Genomic DNA, 20,303 nt, shown 5'->3' with positions numbered 1-20,303 from the left:
GGGGTCCTCCAGGGAAGTGGATCTGCATCCTAATCGTTGGCGGCCCGCAGCATGGCTTTGCGCAGCCACACCTGCGCCGGGTCCTTGTCGGTCACCGCGCGCCAGGCCATCCGCAGCTGATAGCTCGGGCTGTCGAAGGGCAGGGGCTCGCAGCGCAGGCCGCTTTGCGCCGACAGCGCCAGCGCCACGTGCTCGGGCACCGTGGCCAGCAGGTCAGTGCCGGCGAGCACGGCAGGCAGGCTGCCGAACTGCGGCACCGAGAAAAGCACTTCGCGTTGCCGACCGAGTTCGTTCAGCGTTTCGTCGACGGTGCCGCACAGGTCGCCGGCATAGGTCACGAGCAGGTGGCGCCGGCGGCAGTAGTCGTCGAGCGACAGCCTGCCGGGCGCCGTGTCGGCGCGGAGCACGGCAAAGCGCGCGGTGCGGACCTTGCGCACCTTCGCATCGGCGGGCAGGTCTTTCAGGAAGGACATCACCGCGCTGACACGGCCCTGGTCGAGGGTGCGCATGGCGTTGCGGTAGCAGACGGTGAGCGTCACCAGCTTGGCGCCGGGCACCTCAGTGCTCAGAGCGCGCAGCAGGCGGGGCAGCATCGCGATCTGCAGGTCGTCGGTCAGTCCGATGCGGAACACCGGCGCGGCGCGCGCCGGTTCGAAGTCGGCCTGCGCACGGAACGTGGCCTCGATCTGCGCGAGCGCGGGGCCCAGGCCCTGCATCAGGGCGAGCGCCCGCGCGGTGGGTTCCATCACGCGGCCCTGGCGCACCAGCAGCGGATCGCCCGTGAGCTCGCGCAGCCGCGCGAGCGCGTGGCTCACCGCGGGCTGGCCGAGGTTCAACCGCTCGGCAGCGCGGCTGACGTGGCGCTCGCGCATGAGCGCGGCCAGCACGGTGAGCAGGTTCAGGTCGATGCGGTTGAGTTCGATGGGTTTCATCGGGGTCCTGGCGTGATCGATGGTGCGCATAGCGACTATCCCGCGAATCGATTTCCTTGATGACGCTGCGGCCTCTAGATTGAAGCCATCGGTCATTCAAGAAAGAAGGAGAGTTCTCATGAGCAGGATGGTTCGCTTCCACGCATTCGGCGGTGCCGAGGTGCTGAGGGTCGAAGAGGTCGCAGTGCCGGCGCCGGGCGTTGGCGAAGTGCGCATCGCGGTGCAGGCCATCGGCCTGAATCGGGCCGACGCGTTGTGGCGCGAGAACCTGTACATCGAAGACGCGACGTTGCCGGCGGGGCTGGGCAACGAAGCCGCCGGCGTCATCGAGGCGGTGGGCGAGGGCGTCGAAGGGCTGCGCGTGGGCGACCGGGTCGCGGTGCTGCCGGGGGCGAGCCAGGGGCTGTATCCGACCTACGGCGACCGCATCCTCTTTCCGGCCGCGCACGTGGTGCGGTATCCCGCCAACCTGTCGGCCGCGCAGGCTGCGGGCGCCTACATTGCGTATCTCACGGGCTACTTCCCGATGTTCGAGATGGCACGGCTGCAGCGCGGCCAGGTGATGCTCGTCACCGGGGCGTCATCGGGCACCGGCATCGCGGCGCTGCAGATGGCGCGCGCGGCGGGCATCGTCGCCATCGCGGTCACGCGCACGGCCGCCAAGCGCGACGCGCTGCGGGAAGCGGGCGCTGCGCATGTGGTCGTGACGGACGACGAAGACGTGGTCGAGCGCGTGCTGGCGCTCACCGAAGGCCGCGGTGTCGACCTGGTGTACGACGGCGTGGGCGGCGCGCAGGTCGAGCGGCTCGGCGACGTGGTCGCGCATGGCGGCTGGTATGTGCTGTATGGCCTGTCGGGTGGCGCCGAATTCAGGTTTCCAGTGATTGCGCAGTTCCGCAAGAGCTGGCGCTTCCACGTCTACAAGGTGCTGGAGCACACGGGGGCCGCCACCATGGGGTTGCCGCGCGACGAGGCCGCATTGGGTCGCGCGCTGGCCTTCATCGATGCGGGCCTTTCCAACGGCTCGCTGCATGTGCGCATCGACCGAACCTTCGCACTCGACGACGTGGTGCAGGCCCATCGCTACCTCGAGCGCGCCGGGCACATCGGCAAGGTCGTGCTCGAGGTCTGACCGGCGCTCAGGCGGCGGACGTCAGCCGGTACCAGGCCACGCCATCGTCGGCGACGTCGCACGCGATCTCGCCGCGGTGCCGCAGGTAGTTGAGGCAGGCGAGGCTTTCTCCCGTCGCCATGCCGAGCAGTTGCACATCGGACTCGGCGATGCTGCGGGCGAACAAACTCGTGAACACATCGACCGCGCGCTTCGGCGTCTTCAATGCATTGCGCAAGCGGTCGAGCGAGCGCTCCTGTCCGTGCTGCAGCCGGTCGATGCGCGCATGCAGGCCACGGAAGCACTCGTTGTGCGACGGCAGCACCAGCACGTCGTCGGGGACTTCGCGCTTGAGCTTGGCGAGCGACGCCAGCCAGTCGGCCATCGGGTCGGCGTCGGGTTCGACCGGCGATACCGACACGTTGGACGAGATGCGCGGCAGGATCTGGTCGCCCGAGATCAGCACCTTCAGGTCGGGGCAGTACAGGCACGCATGCTCGGGCGAATGGCCGTTGCCGGTGACGACGCGCCAGTCGTGCGCGCCGATGCGCAGCACCTCGCCGTCGCGCAGGCGCCGGAAGCTGTCGGGCAGCGGATGGATGTGCTTGCCGAAATTGCCGAAGCGCGTGCGGTAGGTCTCGATGGCCGCCTCGCCCCAGCCGGCGCGCCGGTAGAAGGCGATGGCGTCGTCGGGCGCTTCACGGCCGGTGTCGGACACCATCACGCGGCACATGAGGTATTCGGAGCGGGTCATCCACAGCCGCACGCCGAACTTGCGCGTGAGCCAGCCGGCCATGCCCACGTGGTCGGGGTGCATGTGGGTCACGAAGACGCGGGTGAGGCCGCGCGTGTCCGGTGAATTGGCGAACAGCTCGCGCCAGACCGCCACCGTTTCCTCGGTGCGCACTCCGGTGTCGACCACGGCCCAGCCGTCGCCGTCGTCCAGCGCCCACAGGTTGATGTGGTCGAGCGAGTAGGGCAGCGGCATGCGGATCCAGTGGACCCCGTCGGCGACCTCGATCGACTTGCCGCGTGGCGGAAGTTCCGCAAAGGGATAAACAAGCTTGCCCTTGGCTGCTTCCGCCGACTCTTCCAAACCATCCATCGTGTTTCACCTCCAGAGGGATGAATTGTGAACCCGACCGGCATTCGGCCCGGGTCACTTCGAAGACGATGGACGGCCGCGCTTACTTGCGGCGCGGGCGGGCGGCGCCCGGCGCCGAGGTCTGCGACGGGGCGGCGCCGCCGTCCACGCCCAGCCGGCCACCGCCGCCCAGGCCCTGGCCGCGCACCGTCTGCGCCTTGTAGTTGCGCAGCGAACGGACCATCTGGTTGAAGGCGTCCATGAAGGCCGCCGCGATCACCTTGCCCTGCGCGGTGTTGGTGTAGCCGCCGATGCCGCCGGCACCACCGCGGCCACCGAGGCCGCCGAAGCCCGCGAAGTCGGTCTTGGAGGCGCTGCCTTCGGCGGCAGCCACCTGCACGCCCGAGCGGTTGTCGATGAGCGTCAGCAGCGCGCTGGCTTCCTTGGTCTGCAGGCTGGCGCCCACGGCCGCGATGGCGCGGCCACGGCCGCCGCCCACGAGGCCGCCGAGCGCGCCGCCGATGCCGCCGGCGTCGTTGTTGCTGAACACGATCTCGGGCGACAGGCCGTAGTCGGAGGCGACCATCTGGCCGCGGCCGAAGTTGCTGCCGCCGCGCATCTCGCCCGATTGCATCAGCGCGCGTTCGCGCGTCATGGCGTTCATGCCGGCCGCGCCGCGCTCCACCACCACGAAGCAGTTCGACTGCTGCACCAGCAGGCGCAGCAGGTTGGCCGTGGGCGGCAGGCGGTATTCACCGGTGAGGATGGTGTACCAGCCGGCATTGACGTTCTCGATCAGCGAGACGGTGCCGAGCGGCGAGTCGCAGCGCTCGAGCTGGCTGCTCTCGCCCGAGGTGGCGCCGCCGGCGGCGCTGCCCGTGGCTGTGGTCTTGGCCGCCGGGGCACCCATCTGCATGTCCATGGTCTGGCAGCCGGAAAGTGCGAGCAGGCCCGCGAGTGCGCTGGCGAGAGAGAGTTTGGAAAAAGGCATGTCCCTGTCCGTCAAATGAAAACGATGTGGCGCCCGCGCAGGGGCGGGCGCCGCGCCCGCGCGACGATACGGGCCGCCCGATGCGGCGGCCAGTGTCGAAAGTCACACAGTCAGGAACATTTGTGACGCTTGTTGGGGCATGGTTACAGTCCGAACTCCATTCGCAGGAGTTTTCAGATGGCCACAAAGAAGAGGAATGTCGTGGGAGAAGCCGCCGTGGAACTGACCACGCAGCAGGTCGCGCAGGCCCTGGCCATTGCCGGGGCGTCGGGCTACAGCGGCAGTGCCGACCCGTCGTTCATCGGTGCGGTGCTGGTGGCGCTGGCGGTCAACACGAGCGCCGTCAGCGCGACCATCGACAGTGCGAAAGACCGGGGCCGCGGCGTCGTCGGCGTCATGCAGCACTGACTGCGTGAACGGCCGGCGCCGCCGGCCTGAACCGGCGCACTTTCAGGTCGTGTAGTCGCCGCTGGCTTCCGGCTGGAACAGCACGGCGATCACGCGCGCGCTGTGTTCTCCGCCGTCGGGCGTGCGCCAGCGCGCGACCGCGCCGGTTTTCTGGCCCAGCAGGCCGATGCCGACCGGCGACAGCACCGAGATGAACCCCGTGGTCGGTTCCGCGTCGGCGGGATAGCAGATCACGATCTTTTGTCGCTGCCCGCCGGGCAGGTCTTCGATTTCCACCTGCGTGTACATCGTGACGATGTCCGAAGGCATTTCCCGCGAGGGAAGGATGTCGGCCGTGTCGAGCAGATCGACCAGCGCCGCGGGAAGAGGGGCGGCCGCGAATTTGCTGAGGCGGACGTAATCGAGTTCGGTGAGCGTGCGCTCCCCGTGAACGGTTGAAAGCATGAAGCACTCCAGATGAACGCAACCCGCCTTTCCAACAGACAGGGTCGCTACCGCGCGGTGTGGTGCCCGGCGGTCAAGGTGTGCGCATCAAGAAGAAGGTAGCGGACCGCCGGGCTCAGGAATGTGCGGACGTGCGTCGGAGGACCGACGTGGCCGCCGCGACGACGGCGCCCACACGACGACCGGCCGCTGCCATGGGCAGGGCTGCGCGCGCAGGGTGTCGACGGGGCGAGAGGAGGGCCATGGGGCGCGAGTGTAGGGGATTCTGGCCAGATTGGCCAATTATGGCCCTACGAAGGCGGCAAGGAATTGCCGTGGAATTTCTGGGTTCGATCAGTTGAAAGTCTGAATCGAAATCGTGCGCCTGCCATTTGAAACTATGTGACGGAATGAAGGGAAAGGGTGGAATCAAGAACTCACCTTTGCCGAATTCTTTGCGGGCTCTGTATTCTCTTGAGTGGAGAAATTGCTTGTGAAATTCATCGGTGAATAATTTCTCGTGTCGCGCCAAAATGAATGGCGGGAAATTTATGCAATGGGCTCAGGTTTATTGAAAATATTCTTCCGTGGATGAAGGATGAGTCTGAGATTGCTGTTGTTTGCAGTTGATTTAAATTGTTCTGACTCCCTCGAAATCTTGAAAGCTTCAATGGAGAAGCTTCGGGTCGAACGAAGGGGTCGCACATTTTTGTTTGGTCAATATTCCTCATTTGTGCAGCCTCTGTTCTTTTGTTTGATTGCCATAAAATCTCTGAGATATAAGAATTCGGTGCGCAAAACTCGATCCGCTGATCTCCTTAAATTGCAAGCAGTGACGACTATTTGTTTGCAATGAGTGGTTGATTGCAAATTTTGCGACGTGAATTTCAAAATAATGTTAATTGGGGGTTGAATGATTGCATCCACATGGGACTTGTTCTTGTCGTCGTCGCGAGGCTGCGCAGGCGCGCCCCACCCGCTGATCCGCGCAGCCCTGGCCCTGCTTGCCGCAGGCGCTGCGACCGTCGCATTGGCGCAACCCGCCGCTTCGCTGGAGGCGCCGCACACGCCTGCCGCGGCCCAGGCCGTGACCGTCGTCCTCGCTCAGTCGAAGGTGGTCAAGGGGCCGGATGGCAATGAACAGTTCCAGGACGCGGCCACCATCAAGCCGGGCGACGTCATCGAATACAAGGCCACCTATACCAACAACACGGGCAAGCCGGTCAAGGGGCTGGTGGCCAATCTGCCGATCCCTGAGGGCCTGGAATACCTGCCGCGCAGCGCCAAGCCGGGTGCCAGCCTCGTGAAAGCCGCCACCAAGACCGCCGTCTTCGAACCCGAGCCACTCGTTCGCAAGCTGGCCAACGGCAAGACCGAACCCGTTCCCTACAGCGAGTACCGCATGCTGCGCTGGAGCCTGGGCCAGTTGCCCGCCAACGGCAGCCTCGCCGTGAGCGCACGCGCCAAGGTTGAAACCGTCGCGCCGCCAACGGCAGCGCCTCCCACGACCGCCACGCCGCCTCCGCGCGGCAAGTAAAGGCCGCGCCGCCCCTCGCGCGCTGCGCGAGGCGAGGGCGCCCGCCTTTTCCATCGATCTCTTGCTTCCAAGTGCCAGTCGGCAGGTACGCGTTCGCCCGTCGAAACGTACCGGCCAGGTTCGTTCGTGTTCCCGTTCATTGACAACAGAGGAGAAAACTACGTGATTCCCACCCAGCCAACCCAACGCGCCAGCGGCTGCAAGCCGTGCGCGCCCTGGGCAGGCGCCGCAGCGTTGACGCTGGGCTTCCTTTTCGGAAGCCCGGCTGCATTTGCCGCTGCGCCGCCCGCCAACACCGTCATCGGCAACCAGGCGTCCGCCAGCTATTCGGACGCTGCCGGGACGGCCCAGGTCGCCACCTCCAACCTGGTGCAGACCACTGTTCTCCAGGTGGGCTCGTTCACGCTCGACAGCGTCAACCAGGTCACGACGACCATCGTCAACACCAAGTCCGGTGCCGCCGGCTCCACGGTCTATGCACCTCACGTGCTGACCAACACCGGCAACGGCGTCGATACCTTCGCCCTCACGGTCAAGGCCGATGTGGGCAAGTTCTCGCGCGTCGAGGTCTTTGCCGACGCCGACGGCAACGGGCTGCCCGACAGCACGACGGCGCTGTGCTCGGCGACCGATGCGAACGTCTGCACGGTGACCCCGGCGCAGAGCGTGCCCGGCAACAACGGCGCGTTCCGCTTCGTCGTGGCCTACACGATCCCGGGCTCGGCCACCGGCACCGGCAATTTCGATGCGGCAACGATCACCGCCACCCCGGGCACCCCGGCGCTGTACATCGCGCCGAACACCTCGGCGGCCGACAAGGACGAGGTCAAGCTGGCCACCGATGCGGTGTTCAACCTCACCAAGGTCATCGGCGCTCCGTCGGTCGCGGCACCGGGCAACGGCGTCTGGCCGACCGCGCCGACCAGTGGGCCGCGCTCTTCCGCTGCCTGCACGGCCACGAGCTGGACAGCCGGTCTCGCGTCGAACGCGAACTGCCAGTACTCGGTCTACACCCTCACGTTCAACAACACGGGCGGCGCACCGGGCAAGTTCGCGCTGTCCGACGTGTTGCCTGCAGGGTTGACCTACGTCACCGGTTCGGCCGTGTGGAGCGGTGCGTCGGGTACGGCGCTGGGTGACGGTGCGGGCGGCGATCCGTCGGGCATCGACTTCCAGGCGACCGGCAACACGCTGACTGCCGTGGTGGCTTCGCTGAACCCGAACGTGACGCAAACGCTGAGCTTCGTGGTGCTGGTGAACAGCACCGCGGCGGTCGGTACGTCCACCACCACCAACGTGGCCCGCTACAACCCCGCGAACGCGCCGGCCGGCGTGACCGCAGCGTTGATCGGCACCGTGGGTTCGACCTCCAACCCGTCGGCTTACACCGTCCTGGCGCGTTTCGGCGTCGTGGTGGGTTCCAACCCGTCCACGGTCGCAACGGCACTCGACGCGACACCCGGCACGCCGAACCCGGCTGGGCAAGACCTGACCACGAAGCTGCTGGCCGTCGCAGGCAGCAGCGTCCGGTTCCCGCAAACCGTGTTCAACACGGGCGGCGCGACCGATGCGGTGAACCTGTCGATCTCCGCCCACACCTTCCCGGCCGGCACGAGCTTCCAGTTCTTGGCTGCAGACACCGGCGCACCGCTGCTGGACACGAACGGTGACGGCGTGCCCGACACCGGACCGATCCCGGCCGGCACGAGCCTCAACATCGTGACGCAGGTGCAACTGCCGCCGGCCACCGTGGGCGGCGCGTACGTGGCCACCGTGCTCGGCCGCTCCGTGGGCGACAACACGAAGATCGATGCGACCGCAGACCGGCTTAACCGGGTGATCGAGACCCTGGTCGACCTGACCAACTCGAAGGCCGGCACCGGCACGGGCAGCGTGGGCAACGGCGACCTCGGCGCGGGCCCCAGCCCGTTGCCGACCCAGACCCACGACACGAGCGCCGGCACCGGCACCGTCTTCGCGCTGTTCGTGAAGAACAACGACCTGAGCGACGCGACCTACAGCCTGGCCGCCAGCCAGACGACCGGTTTCCCCGGCACGCTGCCGGCAGGTTGGACGGTCAAGTTCGTGGCGGCGGGCGGCACCTGTGCATCGCCGGCCATCCCGAGCGTCGCGGTCATTGCCGGTGGGCAAAGCGAGATCGCGGCCTGCGTCACGCCGCCGTCTTCGCAAGCCGCCGTCAGTGCCGTGAAGATCTACTTCAAGGTGCAATCCACCGCGGTGGCCTCGACCGGCGGCATCGCTTCCGACGTCAAGACCGACGCCGTGACGGTGACCTCGACGGCCCTTCAGCTGGGCGCCTCGCTCACGCCGAACAACAACGGGCAGGTCGCGCCTGGCGGCACCGTGGTGTATGCCCACACGCTGGCCAACATCGGAGCCCAGAGCTGCGGCGCGTACACGCTGACAGCCAAGGTGCCTGCAGCCGATGAGGCGCAAGGCTGGACCACCACGGTCTACCTCGACGTCAACGGCGACGGCCAGATCGACGCTGGCGACACGCCGGTGAACGGTCCGCTGGCAAGCCTGCCGGCCGGTGCGGCGCAGAAGCTGCTGGTGCGCGTGTTCGCGCCGGGCGGCGTGAGTGCGGGTGTCAGCAACACCACGACAGTGACGGCCACCTTCACCGACCCGGCCCCCAACTGCGGTGCGCCCTCGGCCACCGACATCACGGCCGTGATCACCGGCCAGATCCGCGTCCTCAAGACGCAGGCGGCCGACGCGACCTGCGACGGTGTGGCGGACACCGCGTTTGCGGCAACGTCGCTGAACTTGAAGCCCGGCCAGTGCATCGTCTACCAGGTCGTTGCCACCAACGAAGGCATCGTGCCGGTGACCAACATCGCCATCAACGACGCACTGCCGGCGTACACCGTCCTGAGCGCGAAGCAGCCCGCATTGCAGTGCGAAGCCCCGGGCATTGGCGGTACCACGCCGGTCTTCGCATCGACCGCCACCGCGGTGAGCTGCGGCAGCGCGGCCAACACCGTGGCCCCGGGTGGAAAGGTCACGCTGACCTTCGCCGTGCAGATCAACCCCTGATCTGACATCGGCGCCGCCGACGGTCCCGCCAGGGCCGTCGGCTGTTTCCCGCGAGGCCCGGGTTCGCCCGGTGCCTCGCCTGTTTCCCCTGCCGCTTTCGCGCACATCGCTGCATGCAAGCCGTGCCTTGCCGGCCTTCGAGGCGGCAGAGGAAAGAGTTCTTCGACTGTTTGACGTGTCTCCCGCAGTGGGAGGTGCGAGGGAAGGTTCACCGCGTGCCATTTCTTCTTTCTTCTTCGCGTGCCGGCATGCCTCGGTGGTGGGGCTGCGTGGCGCTCGCGCGCAGCGCGATGGCGGCCTTCGGCCTCGGCCTTGCCCTTGCCCTTGCCACCGCAGTGGCACTCGCCATGCTGTTCGCACCGGTCGCGCAGGCGACGCCCGCGCCCGGCGGCGTCGTGATCCGCAGCATCGCGACGGGCACCTACGTCCCTGCCGGCGTCGACCGCAGCGAGACGGCCATCTCCAATGCCGTGACCGCCAGCGTGCTGCCGGTGGAGGTGCTGTCGCTCACACAGGACCAGCGCGTGAACCGCCCGCCGGGGACCGTCGTCACGCTGAGCCACCTGCTCACCAACACCGGCAACGTGGCTTCGCGCTACACCCTGGGGCTCGTCAACGACGGCGCGGGGTGCCCGGCCAACGGACTCGACCTGTCGGCATTGCGCGTGGCGCGCGACGCCAACCACAACGGCGTCGTCGACGCCTCCGATCTGGTGCTGCTGCCCGGTGCCGCCAGCACGCTCGCGCTGGACCCGGGCCAGACGGCCGAACTGCTGGTGCAGGGCGCCATTCCCGCCGCGGCCAGCGGCAGCGCCTGCGTGGTGCTGAGCGCGACCACCGCCCTGCAGGGTGCGAGCGCGACCAATCGCGACACGATCGACGTAGGCAGCGTCGCTGTGCTCGCGCTGGTCAAGTCGGCCAGCCATGCGGGGGCCGTCGTGCCCGGCAGCACGCGCATCGACTTCAGCATCTCGGGCACCAACACCGGCGCGCGCGACGCGCAGCCCGGCGGCGCGGCCGCGCCCACCGGCACGCAGGTGCTGGTCAACGGCAGTCCGCGCAGCCTGCTGCTGCTGCGCGACCTCGTGCCCACGGGCACCCGCTACCTCGCTGGCAGCCTGCAGAGCACGGCAGCCGGCGCGGTGCGCCTGTTCCGCATGCCCGGCGATGCCGACTTCAGCTACCGCACCGCCGAAGACGGCGCGGCGATCGAAGTGGCCATCGGCGTGCCCACCGCGCTCGCGCGCAACGCCTCCATCGCCATGCAGTTCGCGGTGCAGGTCAAGGCCGATCACACCGACGACATCCGCAACACCGCGCACAGCCAGTACAACGACGGCGTCGCACCCGCCGCGTCGCCGTCGAACACGGTGGTGATCGCCATGGCGCCGCCGCAAGGCCAGGGCCGCATCGGCGTCGCCAAGGCGGCCTCCACGCCGCGCATGCACCGCGGCGCGGACGGCCAACCCGACGGCACGGCCACCGTCACCTTCGACGTCCATGTGCGCAACTACGGCACGACCGCGCTGCACCGCGTGCAACTGACCGACGTGCTCGAAGGGCAGGGCGCCGCGCAGTTCGGCACCCGCACGGGCGCCACGGTGCCGGGCGCGCGCCAGTACGCCGTGGTGCCTGGAACCCTGGCCATCGTCGGCGGTCCGGGCAACGGCGTGGTGGGAACGGTGGCGGCGGTCAACGCCGCCTTCAACGGCACGGCCTCCGCGCAGGACCTGCTCGCGCCCGGTGCGGTGCTGCCCGTGGGCGGCCAGTTCACGGTGCGTTTCGATGTGCGCTTTCACGTGTCGGGCCGTGCCGGCACGCTGCTCAACACCGTGCGCGCGCATGCCGCGCTCGCCGTCGGTGGCCCGCCCACCGTCTTCGACGATTCCGTCAACGGCAGCAACCCCGATGCCGACGGCGACGGCAACCCCGGCAATGACACCTCGCCCACGCCGGTGCTGCTGCAGCAGCCCGTGCTCTTGCTCGTGAAGAGCGTCTCGCAGCCGCGCCGCGTGGGAGAGGGCGTTTACGAGCTCGACTACCGCTTCAAGGTCGGTAACACCGGCGCAGCCCCGGCCCCGAACGTGCGGGTGATCGACAACCTCGATTGCACCTTCGACATGGACAAGCCCGAAGGCCTCGTCGCCGCCTGGGAGCTCGTCGGCGCGCCCAAGGTGCGTCACGGCGTGCTGCAGATCGCATCCGGCTTCACCGGCCGCGCCACCTGCGACCGCGAGGCTGTCGCCAGCGCCGATCCCTTCCGGCTACCGATGCAGGCCGCGCTCGGCCTCACCGACGGCAGCCGCGCGCTGGCACCCGGCCAGAGCGAAGACATCGAATTCACCGTGCGCGTCACCCGCAAGCCTTCGAGCAACGGCGCCCGCGTGCCGTTCACCAACAAGGCCTGGGCGGCCGCCTTCGAGCAGAACACCGCCCCTGCGTCGTCGGCCGCGCTCGTCACCGCGAGCGCCAGCAGCGCGTCCTCGATGCTGGCCGACCCGCAGGGCGTGGTCTACAACGCCGTCACCCGGCAACCAGTGGCTGGTGCCGTCGTCACCTTCACCCGCCAGTCGTGCAGCGACGGCGCCGCCCGGCCGATGGCCCTGGCCGAAGTGTTCGGCGGCGACAGCGGCGTCTACCGCGCCAACGCCGACGGCAGCCTGTCCATGACCACCGGCGCCGACGGCGGCTACCAGTTCTATTTCCTGTCGCCGCCGGTCACCGGCAGCTGCACCTATGCGCTGGGCGTGGCGCCGCCCGCGGGCAGTGCCTACGCGGCGCCTTCGCGGCTCATCCCCGCAACGCCCGGTTCCCTCGACCGCTGCGGCGCCATCGTCCCGAACGCTGCGTCGCCGCAGGGCGCGGAGCCCACCACGCACCACTTCTCGCTCAAGGCCGGTTTCGAGCCCTCGGGCGCGGCCTGCGACGTGGTGCACAACCACATCCCGCTCGACCCGGGGAACGTGCTCGGCCTCGTGCTGCGCAAGGAAGGCAGCAAGCGCCAGGTCGAGTTCGGCGACTTCCTCGACTACGCGCTCGTCGTCACCAACAAGACCGGCTTTCCCGTCACCGGCCTCAGCCTCTCCGACCAGTTGCCGCCCGGCTTCGCCTACGTGGCCGGCAGCGCGCGGCTCAATGGCGCGGCCACGGCCGATCCCGTGGGCGGGGCCGGTCCCCGGCTGGTCTTCAACCAGCCCGGCCTCGCGCTCGGCATCGACCAGTCCGCCACGGTGCGCTACCGCGTGCGCGTGGGTGTCGGCGCGCCCACCAACGGCGACGCCATCAACCGCGCGCGTGCCAACTCCGGCCCCATGCAGTCGAACCTCGCCCAATGGACTGTGCGCGTGACCGGCGGCGTGTTCTCCGACGACGCCTTCCTCTTCGGCAAGGTCTACATGGACTGCCGGCGCGACGGCCGCCAGCAGGGCGTCGACGAAATCGGCGTGCCCGGCGTGCGCCTGTACATGGAAGACGGCACGCACGTCATCACCGACGTCGAAGGCAAGTGGAGCCTGTACGGCCTCAAGCCCGTGACCCACGTGCTGAGGCTCGACGCCACCACGCTGCCCGCCGGCGCGCGGCTCGAAGCGCTCGACAACCGCAACGCCGGGCGCCCCGACAGCCGCCGGATCGGCGCCTGGGAATACATCGGCATCGTGCTGCGGCCCGGCGTCAACCGCCTCGTGCTCGAAGCCGTCGATCCGTTCGGCAACGTGCGCGGCGCCGCGCAGCAGATCAGCGTCACCGCGCCCGACAAGCTCGGCGCCATCCACATCGACGTGCCGGCCTCGGCGCAGGCCGACCTGCGCACGCCCGTCGTCGTGAAGGTGCGCCTGACCGACGCGGCCGGCGTGCCCGTGACCGCGCGCACGCAGCTCACGCTCGAGACCGACCGCGGTCGCTGGCTCGACGAAGACCTGAACCCCGCCGAACCTGGCACCCAGGTCTTCATGGACGGTGGCGTGGCCGACTTCCGCCTGCTGCCGCCCGGCGAACCCGGCGATGCGCGGTTGCGCGTGACGGCCGCTAGCTTCACGGCCGAGGCGCGCCTGGCGCTGTTGCCCGAGCTGCGCCCCATGATCGGCGTGGGCATCGTCGAAGGCGTGCTCGACTTCACCAAGCGCGGCCAGGTGCCGCTGGGGGCGATGCCCGCGGGCGCGGCCTTCGAGGCCGAGCTGTCCGGCCTGGCCGACGAGGGCAACGACCAGCGCCGTGCCGCTGCGCGCACCGCCTTCTTCTTCAAGGGCGCCGTCAAGGGCGAGTACCTGCTCACCGCCGCCTACGATTCCGACAAGACGCGCAAGGACCGCCTGTTCCGCGACATCCGACCCGACGAGTTCTACCCCGTGTACGGCGACTCGTCCGCGAAGGGCTTCGACGCCCAGAGCACGCAGAAGCTCTACGTGCGCATCGACAAGAACCACTCCTACCTGCTGTACGGCGACTTCAGCACCGCCAGCAGCACCGAGGTGCGCAGCCTGAGCCAGGTCAGCCGCTCGCTCACCGGCCTCAAGCATGTCTACGACGACGGCGAGGTGCGCACCACCACGTACGCCTCGCGCACCGCGCAGACCCAGCAGGTCGAGGAGTTCCGCGCGGTCGGCACCTCGGGCCCGTACTACCTGGGCGCCCGGGGCGGCGAGTTCGTCGAGAACAGCGAGCAGGTCGAGATCGTCGTGCGCGACCGCAACCAGCCCGACCTCGTGCTGCAGCGCTCGAGCGTGACGCGCTTCGTCGACTACACCGTCGAGCCGCTCACGCGCCGCCTGCTGTTCACGCGCGCCATCGCGTCGGTCGATGCGAACCTCAACCCGCAATCGATCCGCGTGACCTACGAGGTCGACGCGGGCGGCCCCAAGTTCACCGTGGCCGGCGCCGACGTGCAGCTCAAGGTGGCCAAGAACCTGCAGGTCGGCGTGGTCGCGGCCATCGACGAGAACCCCGAGAACCGCCGCAAGCTCGGTGCCGTCACCGCCATGGCGCGCCTGGGTGAGCACACCACCGTCGCCGGCGAATGGGTGCAGACCGACTCCGACCGCAACGGCAAGGGCAGCGGCGCCCGCGTCGAACTGCGCCACCAGGGCGAAGACCTCGCCGTGGCCGCGCTCGCGAGCAAGACCAGCACCGGCTTCGACAACCCCGGCGCGAGCTTCTCCGCCGGGCGCACCGAAGCCTCGGCGCGCGCCGAGTACCGGCTCGATGCCGCCACCGCGCTGCGCGGCGAATTGCTCTACGGCCAGGACGCCCTGCGCGAAGGCACCCGCCGCGGCATCACCGCCAGCGTGCAGAGAAAGTTCGGCGAGCAACTGGTGGGCGAGTTCGGCCTGCGCCACGGCCACAACGGCACCGGCCTGGGCAGCGGCTCGGGCTTCGACTACGGCCAGGTCTCCACCTACAGCGGCAACCTGGGCAGCGGCGTGGCCGCCAACAACGTCACCGCGCTCGGCGCGGCAGCCAACGCCGGCACCCAGGCCAACGCCAACGACGCAGACCTGACCACCGTGCGTGCCCGCCTGTCGGCGCAGGTGCCGGGCGTGCCGCAAGCCCACGTGTTCGTCGAAGGCGAGCAGGACATCCGCAAGTCCGACCGCCACGTGCTCGCCGTGGGTGGCAACTACGCCGTCACCGAGAAGACGCGCCTGTACGGCCGCTACGAACTTGTCTCCAGCCTCTACGGGCCGTACGAGCTGAACGCGGGGCAGTCGAACAACGTGGGCATCCTGGGCATCGAGAGCGCCTACATGGAGGGTGGGCGCGTGTACAGCGAGTACCGCCTGGCCGACAGCCTCGACGGGCGCGCCGCGCAGGCCGCCACGGGCGTGCGCAACACCTTCCGGGTCGACGACCACTGGCGCCTGACCGGCGGCGTCGAGCACACGCGCCAGATCGGCGGGCTGCGCAACAGCGGCAACAACGGCACCGGCCACGCCAGCGGCCTGGCGGGCGATTCCACCGCCATCACCGGCGGCGTGGAATACACCGACGCGCGCATCAAGGCCAGCGGCATCCTCGAAGGCCGCCACGGCGACGACGCCGACACGCGCCTGTTCAGTGCGGGCTTCGGCTTCAAGATCGATGCGTCATGGAGCCTGCTGGCGCGCAGCGTGATGAGCGCCAGCGAAGGGCAGGGCGCCAACGCCGGCAACGCGCACCACCTGGCGCGCCACCAGCTCGGCCTGGCCTACCGCCCGGTGGACACCGACAGCTGGAACGCCCTCATGCGCTACGAGCGCCGCTCGGAGCGCGTCACCGGCACGGGCAGCGCGACCGGCGCGCTCGACGGCGCGAGCGTCTTCGGCGCGGGCAACAGCGCCGCCATGCCCGGCCGCACGAGCGCCGACATCGTCTCGGCACACCTCAACTACAACCCGCGCCCCGGCACCGTCATCAACGGGCGCTACGCCGCCAAGTGGTCGCGCGCCGACGACGGCCTGCTGCGCAGCACCTACTGGGCGCACCTGCTGCAGGCGCGCTACACGCAAGACCTCAATGACGAGTGGGACCTCGGGGTGCAGGCCGGCCTGCTGCGCGGCAAGGGCGGCGGCCTGCAGAAGACCTTCGGCGTCGAGCTGGGCTACCAGCTCATGAAAGACCTGTGGGTGTCGGCGGGCTACAACTTCGTGGGCCTGAAAGACCGCGACCTGGCGGCCAACGACTACACGAGCAAGGGCGCGTACATCCGGCTGCGGTTCAAGTTTGACGAGACCACGCTGGGTGTCGCTGCGACGCAGCCTGTGGCGCGCAAGACAACAGGTGCCGATGGGCTGGGCGAAACGTCCGGAGGGGCGAGCGCTGCTGTCAACGCCACAGCGACACCGGCTACAGCAACAACCGCAAATGACAATGAAAAGAACTGATTCGAGCGAGCGCCTTGCTGCCCTGCGACACCGCTGCAAGGCATCCGGGACCCGGCCCTTCGGTGCGCTCCGCCGGGTGGCGCGCGCAGGGGTGATGGTGTCGATTGGCGCATTGATGTTCGCAGGGCAATGGGCGCTCGGCGCGGAGGTCTGCGTGGGTTACGTTCCAGGTGGCGCCATGAATATCGGAAAGCAGCGAATCACCTCTGTTGCCGAACCGTCTGTTGGTGCTATGGAAGGTCCGGGCACGGGCGGTGAACCGGGGGTCCTGACGCCTTGGCTCCTGCTCGGGCAGACGGCCAATCAGATCACGCGGCCCCCTCCGATTAACAAATACACCTACAACTTCGACCCGCCGATGGAGCACCTAACGTTCCAGGTCGTGGAATCCGATTGCGATGACTCCCGAGTGCCCGAGACTTGCGAGTGGTTTTCAACTGCAGTCAACGGCACACACCGTGCGTTCACGGCGGCCGATTTCGTATCAGGTTCGTCAGCTAGCTTTGTCATCACTCCCGAAGGGAACCTGCGAGGCGCCGTCACTGCCGGCACCTCCAGCGCCCTCACTGCAAGATTTAGCACTGCTGGCCCTTCCGTCTCGTCGCTTGAATTCACTCACCATTCCGTAATGAAGACGGGACAGGGCTTGAACGCGATGGGGACCTACTTCCGCATGTGCTTTGCGGCGCCGTCGCCAGGGCTGACCCTCAAGAAGGAGGCCAGCGCAGCGCGTTGGGTGGCGGGGCAGCCTGCAAGCTATGTGCTGACCCTGACCGCCGCCGGCGGACTGGCGACGACAGCTGAAACGATCATCACCGACGAAATTCCGTCTTCGCTGACCATCGGCTCGCTCCCCGCCGGTTGCACCAGGGCCGGCCAGCTGTTGAGCTGCAAGGTGCCCGCAGGCCTCAGCGCTTCCACGTCCTTCGTCATTCCGGTGACGCCCTTGCCTTCTGCCGTGCCCGGCGTGACCAACACCGCCAAGGCATCAGGCGGCGGAGACGCCGCGTGCAACGGAACGGGCTCATGCACGAGCACGGTGACCACGCCGGTGGCGCTTCCACTCACCATCACCTCGACCAAGACGGCCAGCGCCAACCCGCTGGTGGTGGGCGCACCCAACCTGTTCTACTCCCTGTTCATCACCGTGGCCAACGAGACGACCACGGCGCCCATTGGGCTGACGGACGTTTTGCCTGCGGGCATGAACTTGCGTGGCGCACCGACGCTGATTCCGGGGACGACCACCGGCACGTTGGTCGGGTGCCCGACGATCGGCAGCGGCGTCTTCTGCAACGTGGCGGCCGGTGTTGCACCGGGCACCTTCGAAATCAGGATTCCCGTCAGCGTCGGCATACCGGCCGTGGGCGAGAACAGGGGAACCAACATGGCGAACCTGAGCGGCGGGGGGGACCGGGCATGCACATCGGCGGTCAACGAGGCCTGCGACTCGACCACGCCGCTCACATCGGTCGTGCCGATGCAACTGAAGCTCGAGAAGACGGCCAGCGTCGCCAAATTCTTCGTGGGCGTGCCGGCCAGCTACACCTTGAAGCTCAGCAGCAACGGCAGCCCGACCACGGCGCCAGCCGAGATCACCGACGCCATTTCATCGTCCCTTCGCATCGGCACGCTGCCCGCAGGCTGCACGGCCGTCCAGCAGAACGTGACCTGCACGGTGCCCCCCGGTTTGATGACCTCCCATTCGTTCGTCATTCCAGTGACGCCGCTGCCGTCTGCCGTGACCGTTGGGGCCCCGGTGTCGTACATCGCCAATCTCGCGCTGGCCTCCAAGGGTGGGGATCCGTATTGCGCCGGAACGGGCGTGTGCCGGAGCACGACGAATACGCCCGTGGCCTTTCCGCTGGCCATCACCTCGACGAAGACCGCGAGTGCGAATCCGTTGATCGTCGGCGCGGCGGGGCAGTTCTACACGGTCGCCGTGAAGGTGGAGCATCAGACGACCACGGCGCCGCTTGTCGTGGAAGACATGCTGCCCACCGGCATCACGCTGGCCGGGCCTCCCGTGCTGATCGGCAGGACCACCACCGGCGTCCTGAGCGGCTGCCCCGCGGCCGGCTCGCTGATTTCCAGTTGCAGCGTGGCCGCCGGCGTGGCGCCGGGCATCTTCGACATCCGCATCCCCGTGGTGGTCGACAAGACGGCCGTGGGCGCACAGTCCGGCACGAACACGGTGAACCTGAGTGGCGGCGGCGATGCGCTGTGCACCCCGTTGGCGAACGAACCCTGCGATGCCACGACGCCGTCCATCGGGGTCCGGCTGGGTGACCCGAAACTTCGCATCGTCAAGGTGGCGTACGTCGGTTCGGGCACCCACCGCTTTCGCTTCGCGCTGTCGGGCCTGAGCGTGAGCAGCGACACCATCACGGTCAACGTGCCGGGGCAGGAGATCGGCTCGCAGACGATCACCGGCAAGATCGGTGTCCCGGTCACCATCACCGAGACGTCGCCCGCCGGCTGGCCGGTGAACCCGGTGAGCGCCAGCTGCTACGACCTGAAGGACGTCATCGCGCCGTCGCCTATCCGCGGGGCGCCCCGCGCGAGGCCGGCCGCAGCGCCGGCGTCGGCGCCGCCGGTGGTGCTGACCGGCAACGTGCTGACGATTCCCGCCGAGTGGATGGTGGCGGGCGCGGACCTCGAATGCACCTTCGTCAACAGCGACGCCTACGCCATCACCGGCCGCGTCTTCAGCGACAACGGCAGCGGTGCGGGCGTGCCGAACGACGGCGTGGCCAACGGCGGCGAAGCCGGTCTCGTGGGCGTGCAGATGCGGCTCACCGACTGCGCAGCGGGCGTGTGGTCCACGGCCGTGACCGACGGCTCGGGCCACTACCGCCTGGAGCTGCCGTCGGATCCTTCGTGGCCGTCCTACGGCGATTCGCTGTGCGTCGAAGAGGTGACGCCGGCGGGGCATCTGTCCACCGGGGCGTCCGTTGGCGGCACGCCGCTGCCTTCCGGCACGGGCGCGGCCGTGGGCGGGCGCACCTACACCTACACGCGCAACGCCGCGGGTGCGCCGGATCACATCGCCTTTGCATGGAACGACGCCCGGGTCGGCGAGTTGAACTTCGGCGACGTGGCTCTGAGCCGCTTCGGCGCCGACAGCGCCCGCACCGGCTCGCCCGGCAGCAGCGTGAGCCACGCGCACACCTTCGTGGCGCAGACCGGCGGAACGGTGAGCTTCGGCGTGGCCGGCGCGGTGGCCACGCCGCCGATCGACGGCTGGAGCGCCAAGATCTTCGAAGACCCGGGCTGCACCGGTGCCTTGCAGGCCGGTGCCGCGGTGCTCTATCCGCCGGCGGTGCCCAGGCCCGTGACGACAGGGCAGAACCTGTGCGTGGTGGTGCAGGAGTTCATTCCGGCCAGCGCGGTCGCGGGCTACAACGACAAGCGCTCGGTGCAGGCGAGCTTCGTGTTCACGAACGCATCACCCGCGTTGAGCGCAAGCTACCTCGTGCTCGACACCACGACCGTGTCGAGCACGGCGCTGGAGCTCAAGAAAGAAGTGCGCAACCTGACGAAGAACGGCGACTTCGGACTCAACAACGAAGCCAAGTCGGGCGAGACGCTCGAATACCGCATCACCTACACGAACAACGGCGCGACGCCGATCAGCGGCCTGACGGTGAGCGACGTCACGCCGGTCTACACCAGCTTCATCGCCTCGCAGAACGGCGCGACCCCGGCGACGCTGACCGCATGCACGAAGCGCACGCCGGCCAATGCATTGCCTGCGCCGGCCGTGGCGTGTGCAGCCGCGCAGGCGCCGGGCGGAACGGGGCCGCTGGACTGGAAGTTCACCGGGCAACTCGCGCCCGGCGGCACGGGCAACGTGCGGTTCACGGTGACGGTGAACTGAGGGCTTGCGCGTCAGCAGGC

The 20,303-nt window shown here is 68.6% G+C and carries 10 protein-coding genes; 6 read left to right on the top strand and 4 right to left on the bottom strand.

Going from position 1 to position 20,303, the window contains the following annotated elements; translation table 11 throughout:
- Positions 1-29: 29 nt before the first annotated feature.
- A complete protein-coding gene (locus AC07OH_RS08715; RefSeq protein ID WP_495300313.1) occupies positions 30-932 on the bottom strand; it encodes a LysR family transcriptional regulator in 903 nt (300 codons plus the stop codon).
- A gap of 118 nt (positions 933-1,050) precedes the next feature.
- Here AC07OH_RS08715 and AC07OH_RS08710 point away from each other — a divergent pair, with 118 nt between their 5' ends.
- Positions 1,051-2,064: a zinc-dependent alcohol dehydrogenase family protein gene (locus AC07OH_RS08710; protein ID WP_495300312.1), complete on the top strand. Its 1,014-nt coding sequence runs from the start codon at positions 1,051-1,053 to the stop codon at positions 2,062-2,064.
- A 7-nt stretch (positions 2,065-2,071) separates the two neighbouring features.
- On the opposite strand, the gene AC07OH_RS08705 is transcribed toward AC07OH_RS08710, so the two are convergent.
- Positions 2,072-3,148 (bottom strand): MBL fold metallo-hydrolase, encoded by a 1,077-nt coding sequence (locus tag AC07OH_RS08705; protein ID WP_495300311.1) that lies wholly within the window; start codon positions 3,146-3,148, stop codon positions 2,072-2,074.
- Positions 3,149-3,230: 82 nt separating this feature from the next.
- The gene (locus AC07OH_RS08700; protein WP_095950180.1) at positions 3,231-4,118 is read right to left on the bottom strand and encodes a CsgG/HfaB family protein; all 888 of its coding nucleotides are present in this window, start codon (positions 4,116-4,118) and stop codon (positions 3,231-3,233) included.
- Between the two features lie 177 nt (positions 4,119-4,295).
- Between AC07OH_RS08700 and AC07OH_RS08695 the strand changes: the two genes are divergently transcribed.
- Positions 4,296-4,526, top strand: a complete 231-nt coding sequence (locus AC07OH_RS08695; protein WP_495300310.1) for a hypothetical protein — start codon at positions 4,296-4,298, stop codon at positions 4,524-4,526.
- A 42-nt stretch (positions 4,527-4,568) separates the two neighbouring features.
- Here AC07OH_RS08695 and AC07OH_RS08690 read toward each other — a convergent pair whose 3' ends face one another.
- Entirely contained in the window at positions 4,569-4,970 is a 402-nt protein-coding gene (locus AC07OH_RS08690) for a GreA/GreB family elongation factor (RefSeq protein WP_495300309.1), read from the bottom strand.
- Between the two features lie 919 nt (positions 4,971-5,889).
- Between AC07OH_RS08690 and AC07OH_RS08685 the strand changes: the two genes are divergently transcribed.
- The 4 genes from AC07OH_RS08685 (at position 5,890) to AC07OH_RS08670 (ending at position 20,283) form a co-directional block, all read left to right on the top strand.
- Positions 5,890-6,486, top strand: coding sequence for a hypothetical protein (locus tag AC07OH_RS08685; protein WP_495300308.1), 597 nt, complete (start codon positions 5,890-5,892; stop codon positions 6,484-6,486).
- Between the two features lie 162 nt (positions 6,487-6,648).
- Entirely contained in the window at positions 6,649-9,546 is a 2,898-nt protein-coding gene (locus AC07OH_RS08680) for a beta strand repeat-containing protein (RefSeq protein WP_495300307.1), read from the top strand.
- 215 nt (positions 9,547-9,761) lie between these two features.
- Positions 9,762-16,403: a hypothetical protein gene (locus AC07OH_RS08675; protein ID WP_495300306.1), complete on the top strand. Its 6,642-nt coding sequence runs from the start codon at positions 9,762-9,764 to the stop codon at positions 16,401-16,403.
- A 655-nt stretch (positions 16,404-17,058) separates the two neighbouring features.
- Complete coding sequence (locus AC07OH_RS08670; protein ID WP_495300305.1) at positions 17,059-20,283, top strand: prealbumin-like fold domain-containing protein; 3,225 nt, start codon at positions 17,059-17,061, stop codon at positions 20,281-20,283.
- Positions 20,284-20,303: the final 20 nt, after the last annotated feature.

The sequence above is a fragment of the Variovorax sp. GW821-FHT10C12 genome (genome assembly GCF_059415405.1).
The sequence above is the reverse complement of the archived record's forward strand: the minus strand, read 5'-3'. Positions and strand labels throughout refer to the sequence as shown.

Bases quoted from the DNA above. Each gene is read 5' to 3' on its own strand.
- AC07OH_RS08715 (WP_495300313.1), bottom strand. From the start codon at position 932: ATGAAACCCATCGAACTCAACCGCATCGACCTGAACCTGCTCACCGTG.
- AC07OH_RS08710 (WP_495300312.1), top strand. From the start codon at position 1,051: ATGAGCAGGATGGTTCGCTTCCACGCATTCGGCGGTGCCGAGGTGCTG.
- AC07OH_RS08705 (WP_495300311.1), bottom strand. From the start codon at position 3,148: ATGGATGGTTTGGAAGAGTCGGCGGAAGCAGCCAAGGGCAAGCTTGTT.
- AC07OH_RS08700 (WP_095950180.1), bottom strand. From the start codon at position 4,118: ATGCCTTTTTCCAAACTCTCTCTCGCCAGCGCACTCGCGGGCCTGCTC.
- AC07OH_RS08695 (WP_495300310.1), top strand. From the start codon at position 4,296: ATGGCCACAAAGAAGAGGAATGTCGTGGGAGAAGCCGCCGTGGAACTG.
- AC07OH_RS08690 (WP_495300309.1), bottom strand. From the start codon at position 4,970: ATGCTTTCAACCGTTCACGGGGAGCGCACGCTCACCGAACTCGATTAC.
- AC07OH_RS08670 (WP_495300305.1), top strand. From the start codon at position 17,059: ATGGGGACCTACTTCCGCATGTGCTTTGCGGCGCCGTCGCCAGGGCTG.